This is a genomic window from Streptomyces sp. NPDC042002, from assembly GCF_055588305.1.
This window is the reverse complement of record NZ_JBVJCT010000042.1, coordinates 50,050-69,870: the sequence shown is the minus strand read 5'-3', so window position 1 is coordinate 69,870 and position 19,821 is coordinate 50,050. Positions and strand designations below refer to the sequence as shown.

At 71.0% G+C, this 19,821-nt stretch carries 11 protein-coding genes; 6 read left to right on the top strand and 5 right to left on the bottom strand.

Annotation, left to right across the window (positions count from 1 at the left end; genetic code table 11):
* Positions 1 to 304 precede the first annotated feature (304 nt).
* Positions 305 to 1,240 (bottom strand): anti-sigma factor RsbA family regulatory protein, encoded by a 936-nt coding sequence (locus tag ACZ6KY_RS36400; RefSeq protein ID WP_469314540.1) that lies wholly within the window; start codon positions 1,238 to 1,240, stop codon positions 305 to 307.
* 435 nt (positions 1,241 to 1,675) lie between these two features.
* Here ACZ6KY_RS36400 and ACZ6KY_RS36395 point away from each other — a divergent pair, with 435 nt between their 5' ends.
* The 3 genes from ACZ6KY_RS36395 (at position 1,676) to ACZ6KY_RS36385 (ending at position 9,696) form a co-directional block, all read left to right on the top strand.
* Complete coding sequence (locus ACZ6KY_RS36395; RefSeq protein ID WP_469314539.1) at positions 1,676 to 2,557, top strand: RNA polymerase sigma factor SigF; 882 nt, start codon at positions 1,676 to 1,678, stop codon at positions 2,555 to 2,557.
* A gap of 356 nt (positions 2,558 to 2,913) precedes the next feature.
* A complete protein-coding gene (locus ACZ6KY_RS36390) occupies positions 2,914 to 7,191 on the top strand; it encodes a HAMP domain-containing protein (RefSeq protein ID WP_469314538.1) in 4,278 nt (1,425 codons plus the stop codon).
* 174 nt (positions 7,192 to 7,365) lie between these two features.
* Positions 7,366 to 9,696 (top strand): SpoIIE family protein phosphatase, encoded by a 2,331-nt coding sequence (locus tag ACZ6KY_RS36385; RefSeq protein WP_469314544.1) that lies wholly within the window; start codon positions 7,366 to 7,368, stop codon positions 9,694 to 9,696.
* 258 nt (positions 9,697 to 9,954) lie between these two features.
* Here ACZ6KY_RS36385 and ACZ6KY_RS36380 read toward each other — a convergent pair whose 3' ends face one another.
* Positions 9,955 to 10,683 carry an HAD family hydrolase gene (locus ACZ6KY_RS36380; RefSeq protein WP_469314537.1) on the bottom strand — a complete coding sequence of 243 codons (729 nt, stop codon included), beginning with the start codon at positions 10,681 to 10,683 and terminating at the stop codon, positions 9,955 to 9,957.
* A gap of 93 nt (positions 10,684 to 10,776) precedes the next feature.
* Positions 10,777 to 11,634, bottom strand: a complete 858-nt coding sequence (locus ACZ6KY_RS36375) for a DMT family transporter (RefSeq protein WP_469314536.1) — start codon at positions 11,632 to 11,634, stop codon at positions 10,777 to 10,779.
* A gap of 300 nt (positions 11,635 to 11,934) precedes the next feature.
* Between ACZ6KY_RS36375 and ACZ6KY_RS36370 the strand changes: the two genes are divergently transcribed.
* Positions 11,935 to 12,804: a GAF domain-containing protein gene (locus ACZ6KY_RS36370; RefSeq protein ID WP_469314535.1), complete on the top strand. Its 870-nt coding sequence runs from the start codon at positions 11,935 to 11,937 to the stop codon at positions 12,802 to 12,804.
* Between the two features lie 68 nt (positions 12,805 to 12,872).
* On the opposite strand, the gene ACZ6KY_RS36365 is transcribed toward ACZ6KY_RS36370, so the two are convergent.
* A complete protein-coding gene (locus tag ACZ6KY_RS36365) occupies positions 12,873 to 14,570 on the bottom strand; it encodes a sulfite oxidase (RefSeq protein WP_469314534.1) in 1,698 nt (565 codons plus the stop codon).
* 288 nt (positions 14,571 to 14,858) lie between these two features.
* Here ACZ6KY_RS36365 and ACZ6KY_RS36360 point away from each other — a divergent pair, with 288 nt between their 5' ends.
* Positions 14,859 to 15,989 carry a PP2C family protein-serine/threonine phosphatase gene (locus ACZ6KY_RS36360; RefSeq protein WP_469314533.1) on the top strand — a complete coding sequence of 377 codons (1,131 nt, stop codon included), beginning with the start codon at positions 14,859 to 14,861 and terminating at the stop codon, positions 15,987 to 15,989.
* Between the two features lie 59 nt (positions 15,990 to 16,048).
* Here ACZ6KY_RS36360 and kstD read toward each other — a convergent pair whose 3' ends face one another.
* A complete protein-coding gene (gene kstD, locus ACZ6KY_RS36355) occupies positions 16,049 to 17,878 on the bottom strand; it encodes a 3-oxosteroid 1-dehydrogenase (protein ID WP_469314532.1) in 1,830 nt (609 codons plus the stop codon).
* Positions 17,879 to 18,128: 250 nt separating this feature from the next.
* Here kstD and ACZ6KY_RS36350 point away from each other — a divergent pair, with 250 nt between their 5' ends.
* Entirely contained in the window at positions 18,129 to 19,772 is a 1,644-nt protein-coding gene (locus ACZ6KY_RS36350; RefSeq protein WP_469314531.1) for a GMC oxidoreductase, read from the top strand.
* Positions 19,773 to 19,821: the final 49 nt, after the last annotated feature.

Sequence of the window (19,821 nt, the reverse complement as noted above, 5' to 3'; positions counted from 1 at the left end):
CTAGACACCCCCCCCCGCCCCCCCCCCCACCCCCCCCCCCCCCCCCCCCCCCCCCCCCCCCCCCCCCCCCCCCCCCCCCCCCCCCCCCCCCCCCCCCCCCCCCCCCCCCTCCACCCCCCCCCCCCCCCCCCCCCCCCCCCCCCCCCCCCCCCACACCGGTGTCCGCCGGTGCGCGGATGCCGTCGGACGAACCCGGTGACGTACGAGGTGAAATGGGGCCGGCGCGGTCGCCCAAGGGCAACGTCACGTACGGGGTGACCCGGCCGGCCAACGTCTCCCGTAGTCGGCGCGCTCGCTGGACCGGTCAGGCGCGGGCGAGGTAGCTGCGCACGGTCGTTCCGGAGTCCTCGGTGTGCAGACGGACGAGGTCCGAGATGAAATGCACGAGGAACAGGCCCCGTCCGCCGATCTGATCGGGGCGCACGGGATGCCTGCCGGCCAGCGGATCGCTCAGCCGCCCCCCGTCATGGACCTCGCACACGATCCGCTCGCTCTCGGCCCAGATCCGCAAGGTCCCCGAACCGCCCCCGTGCACCACGCTGTTGGTCGTCAGCTCCGCGACGACGAGATTCAGGTCCTCCAGCCGGGCCGGTGACATCCCGCGCTCCCGGGCCTCGCTCATCGCGAAGTCGCGGGCGGTGGGCAGGAGTTCCGCGTCGAAGCGGACCGTCGCCGCTCCCGGGGGATGGTGCAGCGTCTCGTTGTAGCGGGCCAGCACACCGTCCGGGTCGTAGGACGGGCTGACGCTCTGGTGCCCTCCGCTGATCACGACGGGGTGCGTGGCGTGGGCGTCGGCGATCACGTCGTGGGAGAGGGCTCGCGCGTCGTAGGGGCAGAGGATCGTCACGTCCCGTCCGTCGAACGCCGTGTTGATCAGGGCTTCGTGCTGGACGCAGGCCGGGTACTCCACCGCCGTACGGCCGTCCCAGATGGGCTCGCCGATGATCCGGACATGGACGCCCTGATGGGTGTCGGCGAACGCCCGCAGGACGGAGGGGATGATGCGGCCCGGATTGCGGCCGGCCTGTGTCATGTCGATCCAGCGGACGCCGGCGCCGAGCGGTCCCAGCGCGCCGCGGATGAGCTCCAGCCGTCGGGCGGGAACGGCCACCGCCACCGGCTCCCCGGCGGCTACGGCGTCCGACACGAAACGCGTCGTCCCTTCCACGTACTCACGGTCGCCGCGATAGATGAGCGCGGGGTGGACGAAGGGTTCGCCGCGAAGTGCCGCCGCCGTCATGCCACGACCACCGCGCCCCCGAGCCCACGCCCGTGTCCCGCGAGCGGTCCCGCTTCGGGGCACACCGAGGGGACGAGCGTCTGCGCTCGGTCCACTCGCTGCTCCATGACCACGGACTCACCCCGGAACCCATTTTACGTGGCCGCCGCCGCCTGCGATCGGGCCCCCCGGCAGCCGCGGCCGCACCGCGCCGACGGCGCCCTGCCGTCACCTGCCCGGGCGCCGCGGGGGAACCGCTCGGGCCCCGACCGAAAATTGACGCCGCCGCCCCGCATCCGACCAGTGTTCCTGGACAGAAGTACACCTGCCCCGGCGCCGGAGGGGAGGCGGGACGTCGCGTCCCGAAGAATTTCGGCGACTGGGTGGCATGAGCGGTGTGAAGCAGGGCAGACGGGCCCTGTCATTATTTCCTTCGGACGATTTGGGGTGGACGGCATGGCGGCCGTGGCGACAGCGAAGGCAACGAACACGGCATACCAGGCAGCGACGGCCGAGGGGGGCGTCCTTCCGCAGATCGACGAGCCGCTGAAGATCAGCCCGAAGGACGCGCGCGAACTGTCCCGCCAGTTCTTCGACCGGCTCTCCGTCCTGGAGGAGGGCACGCACGAATACCAGTACGCGCGCAACACCCTCATCGAGATGAATCTCTCCCTCGTCCGGTACGCGGCGGCGCGCTTCCGCAGCCGCAGCCAGGGTGAGATGGAGGACATCGTCCAGGTCGGCACGATCGGGCTCATCAAGGCCATCGACCGTTTCGAGCTGTCCCGCGAGGTCGAGTTCACCTCCTTCGCGGTTCCGTACATCGTCGGTGAGATCAAGCGCTTCTTCCGCGACACGAGCTGGGCCGTCCACGTGCCGCGCCGGCTGCAGGAGGCCCGCGTGGAGCTCGCCAAGGCGACGGAGGAACTGCGCACCCGCCTCGGCCGTACGCCCACGACCCGTGAACTGTCCGAGCTGATGTGCCTGACCGAGGAAGAGGTCATCGAGGCCCGCAAGGCGTCGAACGGCTACAACTCCTCGTCCCTCGACGCCGCGCTCACGGCCGACGGCGGCGCGGACGGCGAGGCCGTCCTCGCGGACTTCATCGGCGAGGAGGACGCCTCGCTGGAACTGGTCGAGGACTTCAACTCGCTGGCCCCGCTGATCGCCGAACTCGACGACCGTCAGCGCCGGATCATTCACCTGCGTTTCGTCGAGGAGCGCACCCAGGCGCAGATCGGCGAGGAGCTCGGTATCTCGCAGATGCATGTCTCCCGGCTGATCACGCGCATCATCAAGCGTCTGCGCGCGGGGCTCCTCGACCCCGCGGTCGCCTGACACCCCCGCACGGAACGGCCCGTACGACGGTCCCGTCGCCCCGCCCAGGACTCCGGTCCGAAGCGGGTCGGCGGGACTTCGCGTGCCCGGTCCGGACGGCCCCGGACCAAAAGGGTTCTGTGTATCCCCTTCACTCGCGGTTATTCCTGTCACCGGCAAGATTTTTGGGCCGTCGAAGAGTTCGTCCTCACGCTTTGTTCACCACCTGCCTTCTGGGTTAGCCTGCGGCGTATTTTCTTAACGGGACGACCCGTGATCTGCGGGAATTCCACGGGCAGCGAGGGGGCCGTCCGTGGGCCCGGCAAGGTTCCGAGTTCCGTGACACGGGACTCCTGGGGAGCGGAACGAGGGTGAGCATGACAAGGGCAGCGAGCGAGACGTCCGTACGGACGCCGGGCGAGCAGGAACTGCGCCAACTGCTGGCCGGCCTCACCGCCGTGCGTGACGGCGACTTCGGCACCCGGCTCCCCGACGAGGCGGGTGGTCTGCTGGGCGACATCGCCACCGTGTTCAACGGCATGGTCGACCAGCTGTCGCTGTTCACCTCCGAAGTGACACGAGTCGCGCGCGAGGTGGGCACGGAGGGGACCCTCGGCGGCCAGGCGGAGGTGCCGGGCGTCTCCGGCACCTGGGCCGACCTCACCGACTCCGTCAACGCCATGGCGGGCAACCTCACCACCCAGGTCCGCGACATCGCGCAGGTGGCCACGGCGGTCGCCAAGGGCGATCTGTCCCAGAAGATCGACGTGCCCGCCCGCGGCGAGATCCTTCAGCTGAAGGAGACCGTCAACACGATGGTCGACCAGCTGTCCGCGTTCGCCGACGAGGTCACCCGCGTCGCCCGCGAGGTCGGCACGGCCGGCAACCTGGGCGGACAGGCGCAGGTCCCCGGTGTCGGCGGCGTCTGGCGCGACCTCACCGACTCCGTCAACCTGATGGCGGGCAATCTCACCGCCCAGGTCCGCAACGTCGCCCAGGTGACCACGGCGGTGGCACAGGGCGACCTCTCCCAGAAGATCACCGTGGACGCCCGCGGCGAGATCCTGGAGCTGAAGAACACCATCAACACGATGGTCGACCAGCTCTCGGCGTTCGCCGACGAGGTCACCCGCGTCGCCCGCGAGGTCGGCACCGACGGACGTCTCGGCGGGCAGGCCGACGTCAAGGGCGTCAAGGGCACCTGGCGCGATCTCACCGACTCGGTGAACTTCATGGCGGGCAATCTCACCGCCCAGGTCCGCAACGTCGCCCAGGTGGCCACGGCGGTGGCGCAGGGCGACCTCTCCCAGAAGATCACCGTGGACGCCCGCGGCGAGATCCTGGAGCTGAAGGAGACCATCAACACGATGGTCGACCAGCTCTCGGCGTTCGCCGACGAGGTCACCCGCGTCGCCCGCGAGGTCGGCACGGCCGGCAACCTGGGCGGACAGGCCACGGTGCGGGGTGTCTCCGGCACGTGGAAGGACCTCACCGACAACGTCAACGTCATGGCGTCGAACCTGACCGGTCAGGTCCGCTCCATCGCGCAGGTGGCGACCGCGGTGGCCCGCGGCGACCTGTCGCAGAAGATCACCGTCGAGGCCAAGGGCGAGGTCGCCGCCCTGGCCGACGTCATCAACACGATGGTCGACACGCTGTCCGCGTTCGCCGACGAGGTCACCCGCGTCGCCCGCGAGGTCGGCACCGAGGGACGCCTCGGCGGCCAGGCACACGTGCCCAACGTGGCGGGCACCTGGAAGGACCTCACCGACAACGTCAACTCCATGGCCAACAACCTCACCGGGCAGGTGCGCAACATCGCCCTGGTGACGACGGCCGTGGCCAAGGGCGACCTGTCCAAGAAGATCGACGTCGACGCCCGCGGCGAGATCCTCGAACTCAAGACGACCATCAACACCATGGTCGACCAGCTCTCCGCCTTCGCCGCGGAGGTCACCCGCGTGGCACGGGAGGTCGGCAGCGAGGGCAGGCTCGGCGGTCAGGCCGAGGTGGAGGGGGTCTCGGGCACCTGGAAGCGGCTGACCGAGAACGTGAACGAACTCGCCGGCAACCTCACGCGCCAGGTCCGCGCCATCGCCGAGGTCACCAGCGCCGTGGCCGAGGGCGACCTGACCCGGTCCATCACCGTGGAGGCCTCGGGCGAGGTCGCCGACCTGAAGGACAACATCAACTCCATGGTGGAGTCGCTGCGGGAGACCACGCGCGCCAACCAGGAGCAGGACTGGCTCAAGACGAATCTGGCCCGTATCTCGGGTCTGATGCAGGGCTACCGCGACCTGGACGTGGTGGCCGACCTCATCATGGACGAGCTCACCCCGCTGGTCACCGCCCAGTACGGCGCCTTCTACCTCGCCGAGGAGACCGCGAAGGGCACGGAGCTGCGGCTGGTCGGGTCCTACGGCTATCCCGACGAGGACGGACGTCCCACCCGTATCCCGCTGGGCCGCTCGCTGGTCGGGCAGGCCGCCCGCAGCCGCCGAGCCATCACGGTGGACGAGGTTCCGCCGGGCTACGTGACCATCTCCTCGGGCCTGGGACAGACGGCGCCGACGGCCCTGGTGGTGCTGCCCATCGTCGTCGAGGAACAGGTGCTCGGTGTCATCGAGCTCGCCTCGGTCACCCGCTTCAAGCAGGGCCACCGGACCTTCCTGGAACAGCTGATGGAGACCATCGGCGTCAACGTCAGCACCATCGTGGCCAACGCCCGCACCGATGAGCTGCTGGGCGAGTCGCAGCGGCTGACCGCCGAACTCCAGGCACGGTCCGAGGAGTTGCAGGTCCAGCAGGACGAACTCCAGCGCTCCAACGCCGAACTGGAGGACAAGGCCTCGCTGCTCGCGACCCAGAACCGCGACATCGAGGCGAAGAACCTCCAGATCGAACAGGCCCGTCAGGAACTCGAAGCACGGGCCCAGCAGTTGTCGCTGGCGTCGAAGTACAAGTCCGAGTTCCTCGCCAACATGAGCCACGAACTGCGGACCCCGCTCAACAGTCTGCTCATCCTCGCCCAGCTGCTGGCGCAGAACCCCTCACGGAATCTCACGCCGAAGCAGGTCGAATACGCCGGCATCATCCACTCCGCGGGCTCCGACCTGCTCCAGTTGATCAACGACATCCTCGACCTGTCGAAGGTCGAGGCCGGCAAGATGGACGTCACCCCCGAGCGTGTCCCGCTGCGCCAGCTCCTTGAGTACGTCGAGGCCACCTTCCGCCCGATGACCTCGCAGAAGAGCCTGGAGTTCACGGTCAGCACGGCCCCCGGGGCCCCCGTCGACCTGCTCACCGACGACTCCCGGCTGCGCCAGGTGCTGCGCAACCTGCTGTCGAACGCGGTGAAGTTCACCGAGCGGGGACGCGTCGACCTGCGGATCGAACCGGCGGCCGACCAGGAGATCCCCGCGGGCGTACGGCGTGGCGACACGATCGCCGCCTTCCGGGTCAAGGACACCGGGATCGGCATCCCCGAGCAGCAGCTGGAGACGATCTTCGGCGCGTTCCAGCAGGCCGACGGCACCACGAGCCGCAAGTACGGCGGGACCGGTCTGGGGCTGTCCATCACCCGGGAGATCGCCCACCTGCTCGGCGGAGCGGTCACCGTCGACAGCACCCCTGGAAAGGGCAGTACGTTCACGCTCTTCCTGCCGGTCGCCCGGCCCGACTTCGAGGCGCTGCTGGCCGGCGGCCGCACGTCCGACGCGACGCCGGACGAGGGTGCCCTGGCGCGCACCGAACCGCGGCGCGCCATCGCCGGTTCGATCAGTCTGCCCCGCCAGCGACGACGGCGGCTGCTGGTCGTCGAGGAGCGGCCGCGGGGTCTGCTCACGCTCGTGGCCGAGAGCGCGGTCGGGGACGTGGCCCGCAGCCGGGACGAGGGCGACGCGCGGGAGAGCGTCGACGTCATCACGGTCGTGGGAGCGCAGGAGGCGGCGAGCGCCCTGGCGGCGGAGCCCTGGCACTGCGTGGTCCTCGAACTCGGCATGCCGGAAGGGGAGACGGCCCGGTTCCTCGAAGCGGTGGAGGGCGACTCGGCCCTGGCGACGGTTCCCGTCCTCGTCCACAACGGCAGCCGTGTCGACCTCGCGCAGGAGCAGGCGCTGCAGTCCCGGTCCGGAGCCAGGTCACTCGAATTCCTGTCCAGCCTGGACGAGTTGCGCGAGCGCATCGCGCTGCACCTGTCCGCGGAGCAGCCGGGCGACGTGGTCCCGCTGGTCCGCGCCGAGGAGGCGAGGACCCGGCCCGCGCAGCCGATCGACAACGCCTTCCAGGGCCGTACGGTGCTCGTCGTCGACGACGACGCCCGTAACCTCTTCGCGCTCAGCGGGATCCTGGAGCTGCACGGATTCCAGGTGCTGCACGCGGAGAACGGCAGGAAGGGCATCGAGACGCTGCTGAGCCGGCCGGAGGTCGCGCTGATCCTGATGGACGTGATGATGCCCGAGATGGACGGGTACACCGCGACCGCCGAGATCCGCAAGATGCCCCAGTACGCCGGTCTGCCGATCATCGCGGTGACGGCGAAGGCCATGCCCGGCGACCGGGAGAAGAGCCTGTTGTCGGGTGCCAGCGACCATGTCACCAAGCCGGTCGACACCGACGACCTCATCGCCTGCGTCCGACGCTGGCTGGGTGCCTGACATGGCGCTCCTCACCCACCGCAGCGGCCGCGGCGGGGCTCCCGCCGCGGCCGTCCCTCCCCCGCCCTCCACAGGGTCCCGCCGAGGAGCGGCAGCAGCGTGAACATTCCTGAGACAACCGAGGCGGACGCCGCCGAGTCCGGGGGGACCGTCGCGGACGGCGAACAGCCGGGCGTGGCCGGGACGTCTCCGGTGGGCCGGCTGGCGGCCACCGTCGAGCGGCTGCGCCGCGAGGTGCGGACCGCCCAGGTGGAGGCCGACGGGCGGGCCCTGATCGAGCTGGCCAAGGGCATCCTGGTCGAGCGGCTGGGCTGCGGGCCGGCACAAGCCGCCCGCCAGCTCGCCGAGTTGGCCGAACAGGCCAAGGTGCCGCAGCTCCAGCTCGCGGTCGAGATCATCAACCAGGCGGCACACGACCGGCTTTCGGAGGTGACCAACACCTTCCTCGCCGTCACGGCGGAGCGCACGCCCGAGGACGACGCCCCCGCCGTGCGGCTGCGCGCGGCCGAGAGCGGCGCGCTGGCGGCCAACGACACCCAGGCGGTGGCCGATTCGCTGCTCCAGCACGCGCTGACCCCGCTCGGAGCCGTCTCGGTCGCCATCTGGGCGGCGGGCGCCGACGGTTCGCTCTCCCTGGCGGGCAGCGCCGGTTTCTCGGCGGCCGAGGCCAGGCGCTGGCGCTACGTCCCGCCGGGCGTCGCGACGATGGCCCGCCGGGCGCTGTCCGAACGTACGGCTCAGTGGGCGCGCTCGCTGGCGAGCACCGGGCTGCCGTCCATCGGGCACGGGGACCATCCGGACGGCGGAAGGGTCGCGGTACCGGCCGGCTCCGGGGGCCGTATCCACGGCGTCCTGGAGATCGCCTGGCCGTCCGTCCTGGAACCTCAGCCCCCGCAGGTCGTCCGTCAGGTCGAGGCGCTCGCGGAGCTGTGCTCGCACACGCTGGAGACCCACGCCCTTCCCGGCGACTGCCATGACGTGCGGGGGACGACCGATGTCTCCGAACTGATCGACCTGGTCGACGGGTTGTACGATCCCGCCCTGGTCCTGGTGCCCCATCTCGACGACCAGGGACGGCTCGCGGACTTCCGCATCCGGCATGTGAACGGACGGTTCCTCGATCCGGCAGGCAGGCCCCGCGGCACCGTCCACGGGGCGCTGCTGCTCGAGGCCTATCCGCTGGTCGCCGGGGACAGCGGCCTCTTCCAGTGCATCGAACGGGTCTACGCCACCGGGGAACCGTTCCGGGCGCGGCGCATGGACCTCACGGCGCTGGTCGACCAGGTGCCGCTGTCCGCCGTGGCCGACATCAACGTCAGTCGGCACGGCGGAACCGTGCTGCTCATATGGCGGATCGAGGACGAGGCAGCGCGGCTGGCGAGTCTCCTCCAGCACGCCCAACGGCTCGGCAGGATCGGCGGCTTCGAGGAGAACCTGCTCACCGGCGAGACCATCTGGAACGACACGCTCTTCGACCTGTACGGCCGCTCCCCCTCGGGCGCTCCCGTACCGCTGGAGGAACTTCCCGCGCACGCCCATCCCGACGACGCCGTCACCATCGGCCGCTTCCTGCGCACGGTCCTGCACCATCGCCGGCCCGCCACGGCCGCGTTCCGGCTACAGCGTCCCGACGGCGTGACCCGGCACATCCGCATGGTGGCCGAGCCGGTGCTCGACGCCGACGACCGGCTGTTCGTGGTCCGCGGGGCCTACCAGGACATCTCGGCGCAGTACTGGACCGAGGTCGCGCTGGCCGTCACCCGTGACCAGCTGGCACACACCGAACAGCAGGCGCACGAGCGCAACCGGCTGACCCTTCAGCTGCAACACGCGATCATGCCGCCGACCCAGGCGCCGTTGCGGGCTCCGGGGCTCGATGTGGCGGTGCGCTACCGTCCGGCCGAGACCGAACAGCTCGTCGGCGGCGACTGGTACGACGCCGTCGTCCTGCCCTCCGGCCTGGTCCTCCTGTGCGTCGGGGACGTGGCCGGTCACGGGATCGAGGCGGCGACCAGCATGGTGGTGCTGCGCAACGCGCTGCGCGGACTCGCCGTGACGGGCGCCGGACCGGGCCAGCTGCTGTCGTGGCTCAACATCGTGGCGCACCATCTGACGGGCGGGGTCACCGCCACCGCGGTCTGCGGGATCTACGATCCGCGGCGCCGCGTTCTGCGCTGGGCCAGGGCCGGACATCTGCCGCCCGTTCTGGTCCGGGACGCGGACGCCAACCCGCTTCCGCTGCTCAAGGGCATCCTGCTCGGCGCCGTCCCCGAGGCGACGTTCGAGGAGGACGAGGTGCAACTGGCCGTCCACGACACGCTGTTGATGTACACCGACGGCCTGATCGAACGACGTGACCGCTCGGTGGAGGTGTCTCTGCGCCAACTGCTCAACGCGGCCCGTACGACGTCCAGGACCCTGGACCATCAGCTCGACCGGCTCTTGACGTACAGCAGGTCCGACACCGACGACGACACCTGCATCGTGGGCATCCAGGTCCAGTAGGACGGGACGGGGCCGGGCACGTCGAGCAGGCGAGGGCCGGACCCGGGTCAGCGAACAGGGACCAGGGTCCGGGCCCTGGCGCACGAATGCGGCCCCGCCGGCAGCCGGGGGGGAGTGACTGCCTGCGGGGCCGTGCAGCTCGGGTTCGCCAGGGGGGTAGCTCCCTCGAGCTGTCTCAGGATGCTGCTGCCCCGGTCCCGGCGATGCATGCACACGGGTTTCCGGCCGGGATTCCCCTCGTATGGCCGAGTAATCGGCTCAGAACTGCTCACGCAGGGCACGCAGCAGCGGCTCCAAGGAGGCCACGACGAGCTGCGGGGGAACCCCGGCCTCGTGCAGCACCCTCGCTCTGGCCTCGCCGCGGGCGTATCCGAGGAAGCGGACACCGGCCCGGTGTGCCGCCTCGTGGTCCGCGGGGGTGCCGCCGATCATCAGCGAGGCTTCCGGCACCGCCCCCATCTCGTTCAGGGCTCGTTCCAGGGTCGCGGGGCTCAGGTCCGGGGAACGGCCGTATATGTGCGGAGCGAAGCGGGGCGTGAGCCCCCTCGAGTCCAGGTACGAGGTGACGGTCCGGGCCGAGCTGCCGGTCGCTACGGCGAGCTTCGCCCCGACCGCCGCCCAGGTGTGGATCAGCGGATCCGCGTAGGCCGTCGGCAAGGCGGTGCGAGACGCCTTCAGCTCGAAGCGAGTGAGACGCTCCTCCAGTTCGGCCATCAGCTCGCTGCCGGGCTCGCACCGGGCCACCGCCACCAGCGCGCCGTACGGGTCCCTGCGGCCGCGTTCTTCCTCGGTGAGCGCCGCGTACAGGCCCCGTTCCTTCAGCCACTCCTCCTGCGCCCGAGCGACGGCCTCCGCCGAGCGCCCTGAGAACAGCTGACAGATCGGGCCGTCGAAACCGAAGAGGACATACCGTGTCCGCGCGACCAGTTCCCGGACGTTCTCGCTCCCACTCGTCACGACCTTGGTCTGTCCAGTCCCGGCAGTCACTAAGCGAGCGAGTGTCGGCCAGTCCCTGTACGCCGTTCCGGCAGCGGCATCGGCTCATGCTCCGACGCCGGGGCAGGACAGGTCGATCGGCTGTCAGTGGGCCATGTCCGCGAGGTGGGGTACCACCCGGGTCAGCCGCACGACGCCCCACAGGACCACCCCGGCCCCGATCAGCTCGGGGAGCAGCCACCAGCCGGTGCGGATCGTCTCGCCGAAGAGGATGACCCCGAGCACCAGGCTCAGCGTCGCGTCGCCGATGGTCAGCGCGGGCTGCGAGGCGACCAGAGGGCCCGCCTGCAGGGCGTTCTCCAGGAGCAGGACCGCGACGATCCCGGTCACGACGAACCCGTACGTCTGCCACACGCCGAGGAAGGCGACGAACCCGTCGTCGTCGAGCGTACCCACGGCCGATTTCAGGAGCGCGGCGGTCAGCGCGTTGCTGATGGCCGACGCCGAGCCCAGCACGGCGGCGCGGAACAGCGGCGGGCGGCCCGGACGGGCGACGACGACCGCGACCGCCACGGCACCCAGACACAGGATCAGTGCCGGGATCCAGCGCGCCATGGCGGCGTCGGACCGTGCTCCCGAGGGAGCGGCCGAGAGGAGGACGAGACCGAGGCCGGCCACCACGCCGGCGACGGCCCACCATCCCGCGCGGGACAGGCGGCGGTGCAGCAACGGGATGGCGATCATCAGGGCGAAGGGCAGTTCCAGGATGAACAGGGGCTGTACCAGGGACAGCGGTCCGTTCGCCAGTGCCAGGGCCTGGAAGAGCGCGGCCCCGGCCACCCCGGCGATGCCGATGAGCCACGGAGGCTGCCGGGCGAGCTGGAGAATGAGCCGCAGTCCGCCGCCTTCGGCGACGCGGGAGGCCGCCTTGCGCTGGAACGCCGTGCCCATCGCGTTGCTGGCGGCCCCGAGGAGCGCGAACAGCACGGCCAGTCCCGTCACCCCTCCACCATGCCCCGGGACGGCCGCCCGGGCCTGCCGGCCGGACGACGCGATGCCGGGTCGGGCCCGTCGTGGAGAGCTCGGCCGGACGTCGGCCGGATCTCGGCTGGGTCTCTTGCGGAGCGGACGGCTCCCCGGGATGAAGTCGGCGCCAGTGCTTGGGAAGCAGGCACGCACCGCGTGATGTCCGCGGGCCGCGCGGTCGCGCGCCCCGGCCGTGCGGCGGCGGCCCGCTCCGCCTTCCCCGGGTGTTCGGGCTGCCGATGGAGACCGACGCCGTCAGTGAGGATGCCGTACACCATGAGTCAGGAGTCACAGCTCCCGCCCGCCGCCGACGGGCGTGTCCCCGAGCAGGACGCGGACTCCGCCGGCCTGCGCCATGAGATCGTCCGGCTGCGGGAGCAGAACGCCGACCTTCAGGAGCGTCTTCAGGCGCACCCGGCGATATCGCTGGCCCAGGGCGTGCTGATGGAGCGCTACCGGCTGACCGCGCCCGAGGTGTCCTTCGCCCTGCTGCGCGAGGCGTCGCAGCGGTTCAACATCAAGCTGCACACACTGGCGGACGCGGTCGTACGGACCCCGTACAGCCCCGACGGACCGGCTCGCGCCGCGGAGGGCACCCGGACACCCCCTCCCCCGCTGCCCGGCCTGCGGACCGCCGGGGCCGATCGCACCCACCAGGGCGAGGTACTGAGCGCGGCCCTGAACCGGGTCCTCGACATCACCCAGACAGGCATGGGCAATGTCCAGCTCGCCGAGGGAGGGCGGTTGCGGATGGTGCGGCACTCGGGTCTGGAGCGCGAGTTCACGAGCTTCTTCGCGTTCGTCGACTCGCCCACCACGTCGTGCGCCCAGGCCGCGGAGGACCGCCGGCAGGTCACCGTCCGTGACGTGGCGACCGCCGATGTCTTCGACGAGGGTTCCCGGCGCGTCATCCTGCGGGCCGGCAGCCGGGCCTGCCACAGCGTGCCCCTGGTCAACCGTGCCGGGGTGCCGATCGGTATGGCCTCCTCCCACCACGAGCGGCCGCTGCCCGGGTTCACCCGCGCCCAGCTCCGCGCCCTGGAGGCCACCGGCCTCATGGTGGGCCGCTGGCTCTCCTGGCACCGGCACACCGTCGTACTCGACGCACTCGCCCATCTGCACACGGCGGCGACCGAGGAGCGCTGAACGCCCCGAGTCCAGCGCCCCGAATCGGAGAACGTGCCGGACCGGCGTTCAGTCGGCTTCAGCCGGCTTCACTCGACGGTGACGACCACGGAGTGCCGGCCGTCGGCGCCGTCCGGAATGGTCCGGGTGCGTTTGTCGGTCTGTACGTGACCGGTGCGGTCGGTGGCCCGGACCGTGAGGGTGTGGCCGCCGCTGGTGGCCCGCCAGGGGAAGGACCACTGCCGCCAGGTGTCGACGGTGTCCTCGGCCGCCAGGTCGGCCTCCTGCCACCGCCCGTCGTCGACCCGCACCTCGACCTTGTCGATCCCGCGGTGCTGGGCCCAGGCGACCCCGGCGACCATGACGGTGCCCGCCTTGGGCCGCGCGAACGGCTTGGGCGTGTCGATGCGCGACTGGGTCTTGATCGGCGCCCTGCGCGCCCACTTCCGCTTCACCCAGTACGGGTCGTACGCGTCGAAGGTGGTCAGCTCGATGTCCTTGATCCACTTGCACGCGGACACATAGCCGTACAGCCCCGGGACGACCATCCGCACCGGGAAGCCGTGCTCGAACGGGAGCGGCCGGCCGTTCATCCCCACGGCCAGCAGAGCGTCACGGCCGTCCATCACGTCGTCCACGGGACTGCCGATCGTCATCCCGTCGACCGAGCGCGCCACCAGCTGATCGGCCGGACCGCCCCGGGACGGCGGCCGCACCCCGCATTCGGCGAGCAGGTCGGCCAGGCGCACTCCGATCCAGCGGGCGTTGCCCACATAGGGGCCGCCGACCTCGTTGGACACACAGGTGAGCGTGATGTCCCGCTCGATCAGCTCGCGCCGCAGCAGCTCGTCGAACGTCAGGGTCATCGGGCGGGTCACGCCCTTGCCGTGGATCCTCAGCCGCCAGCCGGTGGCGTCCACCCGGGGAACCACCAGGGCGGTGTCCACCCGGTAGAAGTCGGCGTTCGCCGTCACGAACGGGCTGACGCCTGGCACGCGGACCTGCGCCCCCCTGGGAATCGGCGCGGCCGGGGACGCCACGTCGGGCAGCACCAGGTCCGCGCGGGAGGCGACCGCCTTCCGGCCACGGGAGCCGTTCAGCGACCTGCCCAGTGCCCCGGCCCCGGCCGATGCCGCGGCGGCCGCGGTCGCGGCCACGATGAAGCCGCGCCGGTCCCAGCCGGACTCCCCGGACCTCGACGTGGTGGCCGGGCCGGCAGTCCCGTCGGCCGTCACGGGGTCGTCCCCGGCCTGACCGGAACCCGGCCCGGAATCCGGCGCGGGCGGTGCGGAATCCGGCGCGGAGGGTGCGGGCCTGGCGGTGACGAGCCGGCCGGTCAGGACGTACAGGAGCAGTGCGCCGCACAGGGCTCCGGCCACCGACGGCAGGGCGTCGGTCCAGCTCGTGGAGTCGGGACGGTTGACCGCGGCCGCGCCGCCGATCACACCGAAGAGGAGCACCCCCAGTGCTCCGGCGCGACGGTGGCGCACCGCGAGCACACCGAGCACACAGGCGAACAGCGCGAGGGCGGCCAGGATGCCGAGCTGGAGAACGAGCTTGTCGTTCGTGCCGAAATGACGGATCGCCCAGTCCTTCACCGCGGGCGGCGTGCGGTCGATCGCGGCGCCCCCGACCGCCACGACCGGGCCCGCTTCGGGCCGAACGAACGCGGACACCAACTGGGCGACGGCGAGGGCGGCGAGTCCTGCGAGAACCCCGCTCAGGGCGCCCAGCGCGTTCCGTACCCAAGTCGCCGGGGCATCCACATCGTTCTGTGCTGTCGTCACGGTCGGAATCCGGATCCGGAGGTCCGGCGGATTGGTCGCTCACCTGATCCGATGAACTGTCGCCCCGGACCAATCCGTGCGGGACTTCGAAGCGCCGGCCCCGGCTCGCGCTGATCGGCCCGCCCGTCGGCGCGTCCAGGACGGCGGTGGGATGAACGACCGTGGACTGGGCAACCGCCCTGTGGAGCCCCGTCACCTCATCCCCGTGGTGGCGGGGCTCTGTGCGGGGCCGATCGGAATGCGCGGCGGCGCGGAATGGAGGAGCGTGGTGGCTGAAGGAGGAGTGCCATGGCCACGAAGGCCGCGCCCGGTCAGCGGGACGACCACCGGGGATGGCTGCGCGGCTCGCCCCCTCCACGCTGGGTGCGGCTGCTTCCGCCTGTCCTGCTGGTAGGCGTCTGCGTCGGTGAGCTCGCGAGCAGCCATGCCCTGGACATCGGCTTCCTGCTGGGCGCCATTCCCTCCCTGGCCGTCCTCTCCTACGGGCCCCTCGCGACGGCCGCCTTCGGCGCGATCGTCGTGTTCCTGCTGACCATCCCCACCCTGCAGCTCAACCATCCGGGCAACGCGGACCTGCTCACCATCTGCTTCATCTCCGTGCTCAGCGTGTTCGTGTCCCTCGTCCGCAGCCGCAGGGACGCGCATCTGGTCACCGTGCGGTCGGTGGCGGAAGCCGTCCAGCTCGCCGTTCTGCCGCCGCTCCCCGAACAGGTCGGGCCGGTCCGCTGCGTGGGGCTGTACCGGGCCGCGCAACGGGAGACGCTGGTCGGCGGCGACTTCTTCGACGTACGCGACGGGCCTTTCGGAGTCCGGGCCGTGATGGGCGATGTACAGGGACACGGACTGTCGGCCGTGGGGACGGTCGCCTCGCTTCTCGGGGCGTTCCGGGAAACGGTGCTGGACCAGAGCGATCTGGAGGCGGCCGCGGCCCGGCTCGACCGCAGGCTGGTGGTGGACTCGTCCGCGGTCGATCACGCCGAGTTGTTCGCCACCGCGCTGCTCCTGGAGTTCCCGCCCGGCGCCGACACGGTGCGGCTGGTGTCCTGCGGGCACCCTTCCCCGTTGCTGCTGCGCGGCACGAAGGCCCTCGAACTCGACACCGAGCGGGGGTCCCCGCTGGGGCTGGGGTTCTTCGAGATGTCCCCGCCGCGCGGGCGCACCGTCGACCTGGAACCCGGCGATCGGCTGTTCCTGGCGTCGGACGGTGTGAGTGAGAGCCGGGACGAGGCCGGCGTCTTCTACCCGTTGCCGGATCGGCTGGCCGCGTTCGCCGAGGAGCCTTCGGACACGCTCGTCGACCGTGTGTGGCGGGACCTCGTCGAGTTCTGCCCCTCGATCCGCGACGACGTCTCCATCCTGGTCCTGACGCCACGGCTCCGAAGCGAGGACGGCGACGGCAACGACGGCAACGGTGCCTGACGGAGACGGCGGGGTCGGGCGATGGTCATCCGACCCCGCCCCCTCCGTCTCCGTCTCCGTCAGGTCGCCGCGATGTCCAGCGCCGCGATGTACCCGAACGTCATCGCGGGACCGATCGTCGAGCCCGCGCCCGCGTAGCTGTGGCCCATGACGGCCGCGCTGGCGTTGCCCGCCGCGTACAGGCCGGGAATCACCGTGCCGTCGGGGCGCAGGACGCGTGCGCGGGCGTCGGTGCGCAGGCCGCCCTTGGTGCCCAGGTCGCCCGGGACGATCCTGAAGGCGTGGAACGGCGGGAGCCACAGCGGGGCCAGACAGGAGTTCGGGAGGACCGCGGGGTCCGTGTAGTAGTGGTCGTAGGCGCTGTCGCCGCGATGGAAGTCCGGGTCCGTGCCGCTCAGGGCCAGGCTGTTGAAGCGGCTGACGGTGGTGCGCAGGGCGGCCGCGGGGACGCCGATCCGGCCGGCGAGGTCGTCCAGGGTCCAGGCCTTGTACGCGGCGCCGGACGTGTACCAGGAGTCGGGGAACGTGAAGGTCGGCGCGACGTCCTTGAACAGGTAGCGGTTGCGGTAGTTCTGGTCGACGACCAGCCAGGCCGGGATGTCCGGAGCGCTCGGGTTCCGGTCGTACATGGTGTGCACGACGTCGCTGTAGGGTCCGGCCTCGTTGACGAAGCGCGCCCCGCCGGCGTTGACCAACAGGCCGCCGGGCAGCGTGCGTTCGGCGAGGCAGAAGTAGGGCTGGTCGGGCAGCGGGACGGCCGGGCCCCACCACGCGTCGTCCATCAGGTCGAGCGCCGCCCCCGCGCGTCGGCCCGCCTGGATGCCGTCACCGGTGTTCTCCTTGGCGCCCACCGTCCAGGCGGTCCCGATGGGCTGCCGCTGGAACTCGGCGCGCATGGCCGCGTTGTGTTCGAAGCCGCCGGAGCCGACGATGACCCCGCGCCGGGCCCTGACCAGGCCGGACGTGCCGTTCTGGGTGACCACCGCGCCGGTGACGGCGCCGCCTTCCACGAACAGGTCGGTCAGCGGAGTGTTCAGCCACACCGGGACCTGGGCGGTGAGCAGGCCCGCGCGCAGCCCGGCGGCGAGCGACTGGCCCATGGTCAGCGGCTGCTGGCCGAGCAGGGCCGCGTTGGTGCCCCGGGCGAGGCACTCGGTGGCGACGGCCGCGCCCTTCGCGCTCACCGCGGCGAGGGTGAGCCACTTGTAGTCGGCGCTGAAGACGACCATCCCGGCCGGGACCGCCATGTACGCCGGGTTCAGGTGGGCGAGTTCGGCTCCGAGAATGTTGCCGTCGAGCTGGTCGGGCTCCATGGACCGGCCGCCCGGGAGGCCGCCGGGGAGCTCCGGGTAGTAGTCGCTGTACCCCTCCATCCAGCGGAAGCGCAGCGGGCTGTTGGCCAGGACGAAGGAGATCATGGCCGGTCCGTTGCCGAGGAAGGCCTGTTGACGGGCGGCGGAGACGTCCGGGCCGACCACGGCCGCGAGGTAGGCGGCGGCCTTCGCCGGGGTGTCGGGGACGCCGGCGGCGAGGATGACCGGGTTGTTGGGGATCCAGACTCCCGCGCCCGAGCGTGCCGCCGAGCCTCCGAAGGTGGCCGCCTTCTCCAGGACCACGCAGCTCAGCCCGTGTTTCGCGGCGGTCAGCGCCGCGGTCATCCCCGCGGCTCCGGAGCCGACCACGACGACGTCGTACGTGCCGAGCAGGGGCAGGTCGGCAGCCTCGGCGGGCCCGGCGGCCGCGGTGACACCGGCGGCTCCGGCGGCTCCGGCGGCTCCGGCGGCGAGCGCGAGAGAGGCGCCCGTGGCCGCGCCGAGCACCCGGCGCCGTGACGGGCCGGGTGCCGGGAAAGATTCGGTACGTCTGGCGGGGTCCGCGCTCGGGGACATGGCAGGGCGCTCCAGCAGGGCGAGGGAATGGGAGGCGTTCCGTGCTCCGGGAGCCGACAGGCCCCCGCCGTACCGGTTCTGATGCAGCGTCAGGAAATGTCGCGCGAGGGTCTTGTGAAGTCAAGGGCAAGCGGATCAGACCTCGCCGATCACCCCAAGATCGGACACAAGTTACCAACCGGTATGTAGTGACTTAACAAGCCGGCAACAGTAGAACCTGTTCCCACTCATCGAGAGTGAGGAGTGTCGCATGGGCGACATCAACCAGCGCAACGAGGATTCCAGGGGTGTCTCGCGCCGACGATTCATTGCTGGAACAGGTTCTATTCTTGGAGCAGTGTCCCTCGCCGGCCGCGCCGTCGCGGCCCCGGCCCAGATCGCCACGGCGGCCTCGTCGATCCCTTCCGGAGCACACGTCCCCGTCCTGGTGATCGGCACCGGATACGGCGGCTCCGTCGCCGCCCTTCGCCTCGCCCAGGCGGGCGTCGACGTGCAGATGGTCGAGATGGGCATGGCCTGGGACACCCCGGGCTCCGACGGCAAGATCTTCGCCAACACGACCAGCCCGGACCAGCGTTCGTACTGGCTGCGGACCAAGACCAAGCAGCCTCTCAGCAACTTCCTCGGCTTCCCCATCGACAAGGACATCCCCCGCTACACCGGGATCCTGGACGCCGAGGAGATGGGCCAGATCATCGTGTACCAGGGCCGCGGCGTCGGTGGCGGATCGCTCGTCAACGGAGGCATGGCGGTCACCCCCAAGCGGGAGAACTTCGGCGCCATCCTCCCGTCGGTGAACGCCGACGAGATGTACGCGACCTACTATCCGCGCGCCAACGCCGGGCTCGGCACCGGTCTCATCGACCCGGCCTGGTTCGACACCACCGACTGCTACCAGTACGCGCGGGTCGGCCGCAAGCAGGCCCAGCGTTCCGGTTTCCCCTTCGTCTTCGTGCCCGACGTCTACGACTGGGACTACATGAAGCAGGAGGCCGCGGGCACCGCCACCAAGTCGGCGCTCGCCGGGGAGATCCTCTACGGCAACAACTACGGCAAGAAGTCGCTCCAGAAGACCTATCTCGCCCAGGCCACGGCCACCGGCAGGGTCACCATCTCACCGCTGCACAAGGTCACTTCGGTCTCCCCCGCGGCCGGCGGCGGCTACACCGTCCTGATCGACCAGCTCAACACCAACGGCGACGCCACGGCCTCCAAGACGGTGACCGCGGACCGGGTGTTCTTCGCGGCCGGAAGCGTCGGAACGAGCAAGCTCCTGGTCAAGCTCAAGGCGACCGGCGCGCTGCCCGGCCTCAACGGCGAGATCGGCCAGGGCTGGGGAGACAACGGCAACGTCATGTGCGGCCGGGCGAACCAGATCTGGGATCCGACCGGCTCGCTCCAGGCCAGCATCCCCTGCGGCGGCATCGACAACTGGACGGCGGGCGGCGCCTTCGCAGAGGTGGCACCGCTGCCCACCGGGATCGAGACCTGGGCCTCGTTCTATCTGTCCATCACCAAGAACCCGAACCGCGCGCAGTTCTCCTGGAACGCCGCCACCGGCACCGTCGACCTCAACTGGCAGACCGCCTGGAAACAGCCCGGCATCGACATGGCCAAGTCGATCTTCGACAAGATCAACGCGAAGGAGGGGACGATCTACCGGACCGACCTCTTCGGCGTGTACAAGATCTGGGGCGACCACCTCACCTACCACCCGCTCGGCGGCGCCGTGCTCAACAAGGCGACCGACAACTACGGCCGCCTGAAGGGCTATTCGGGCCTGTACGTCATCGACGGCGCGCTGATTCCCGGCAACACCAGCGTCAACCCGTTCGTCACGATCACGGCCCTCGCCGAACGGAACATCGAGAACATCATCGCCGTGGACCTCTAGCGAGTCCGGGCCGCCCGAGCGGCCCGGATCCGCTCAGTGGCCCGGTTTC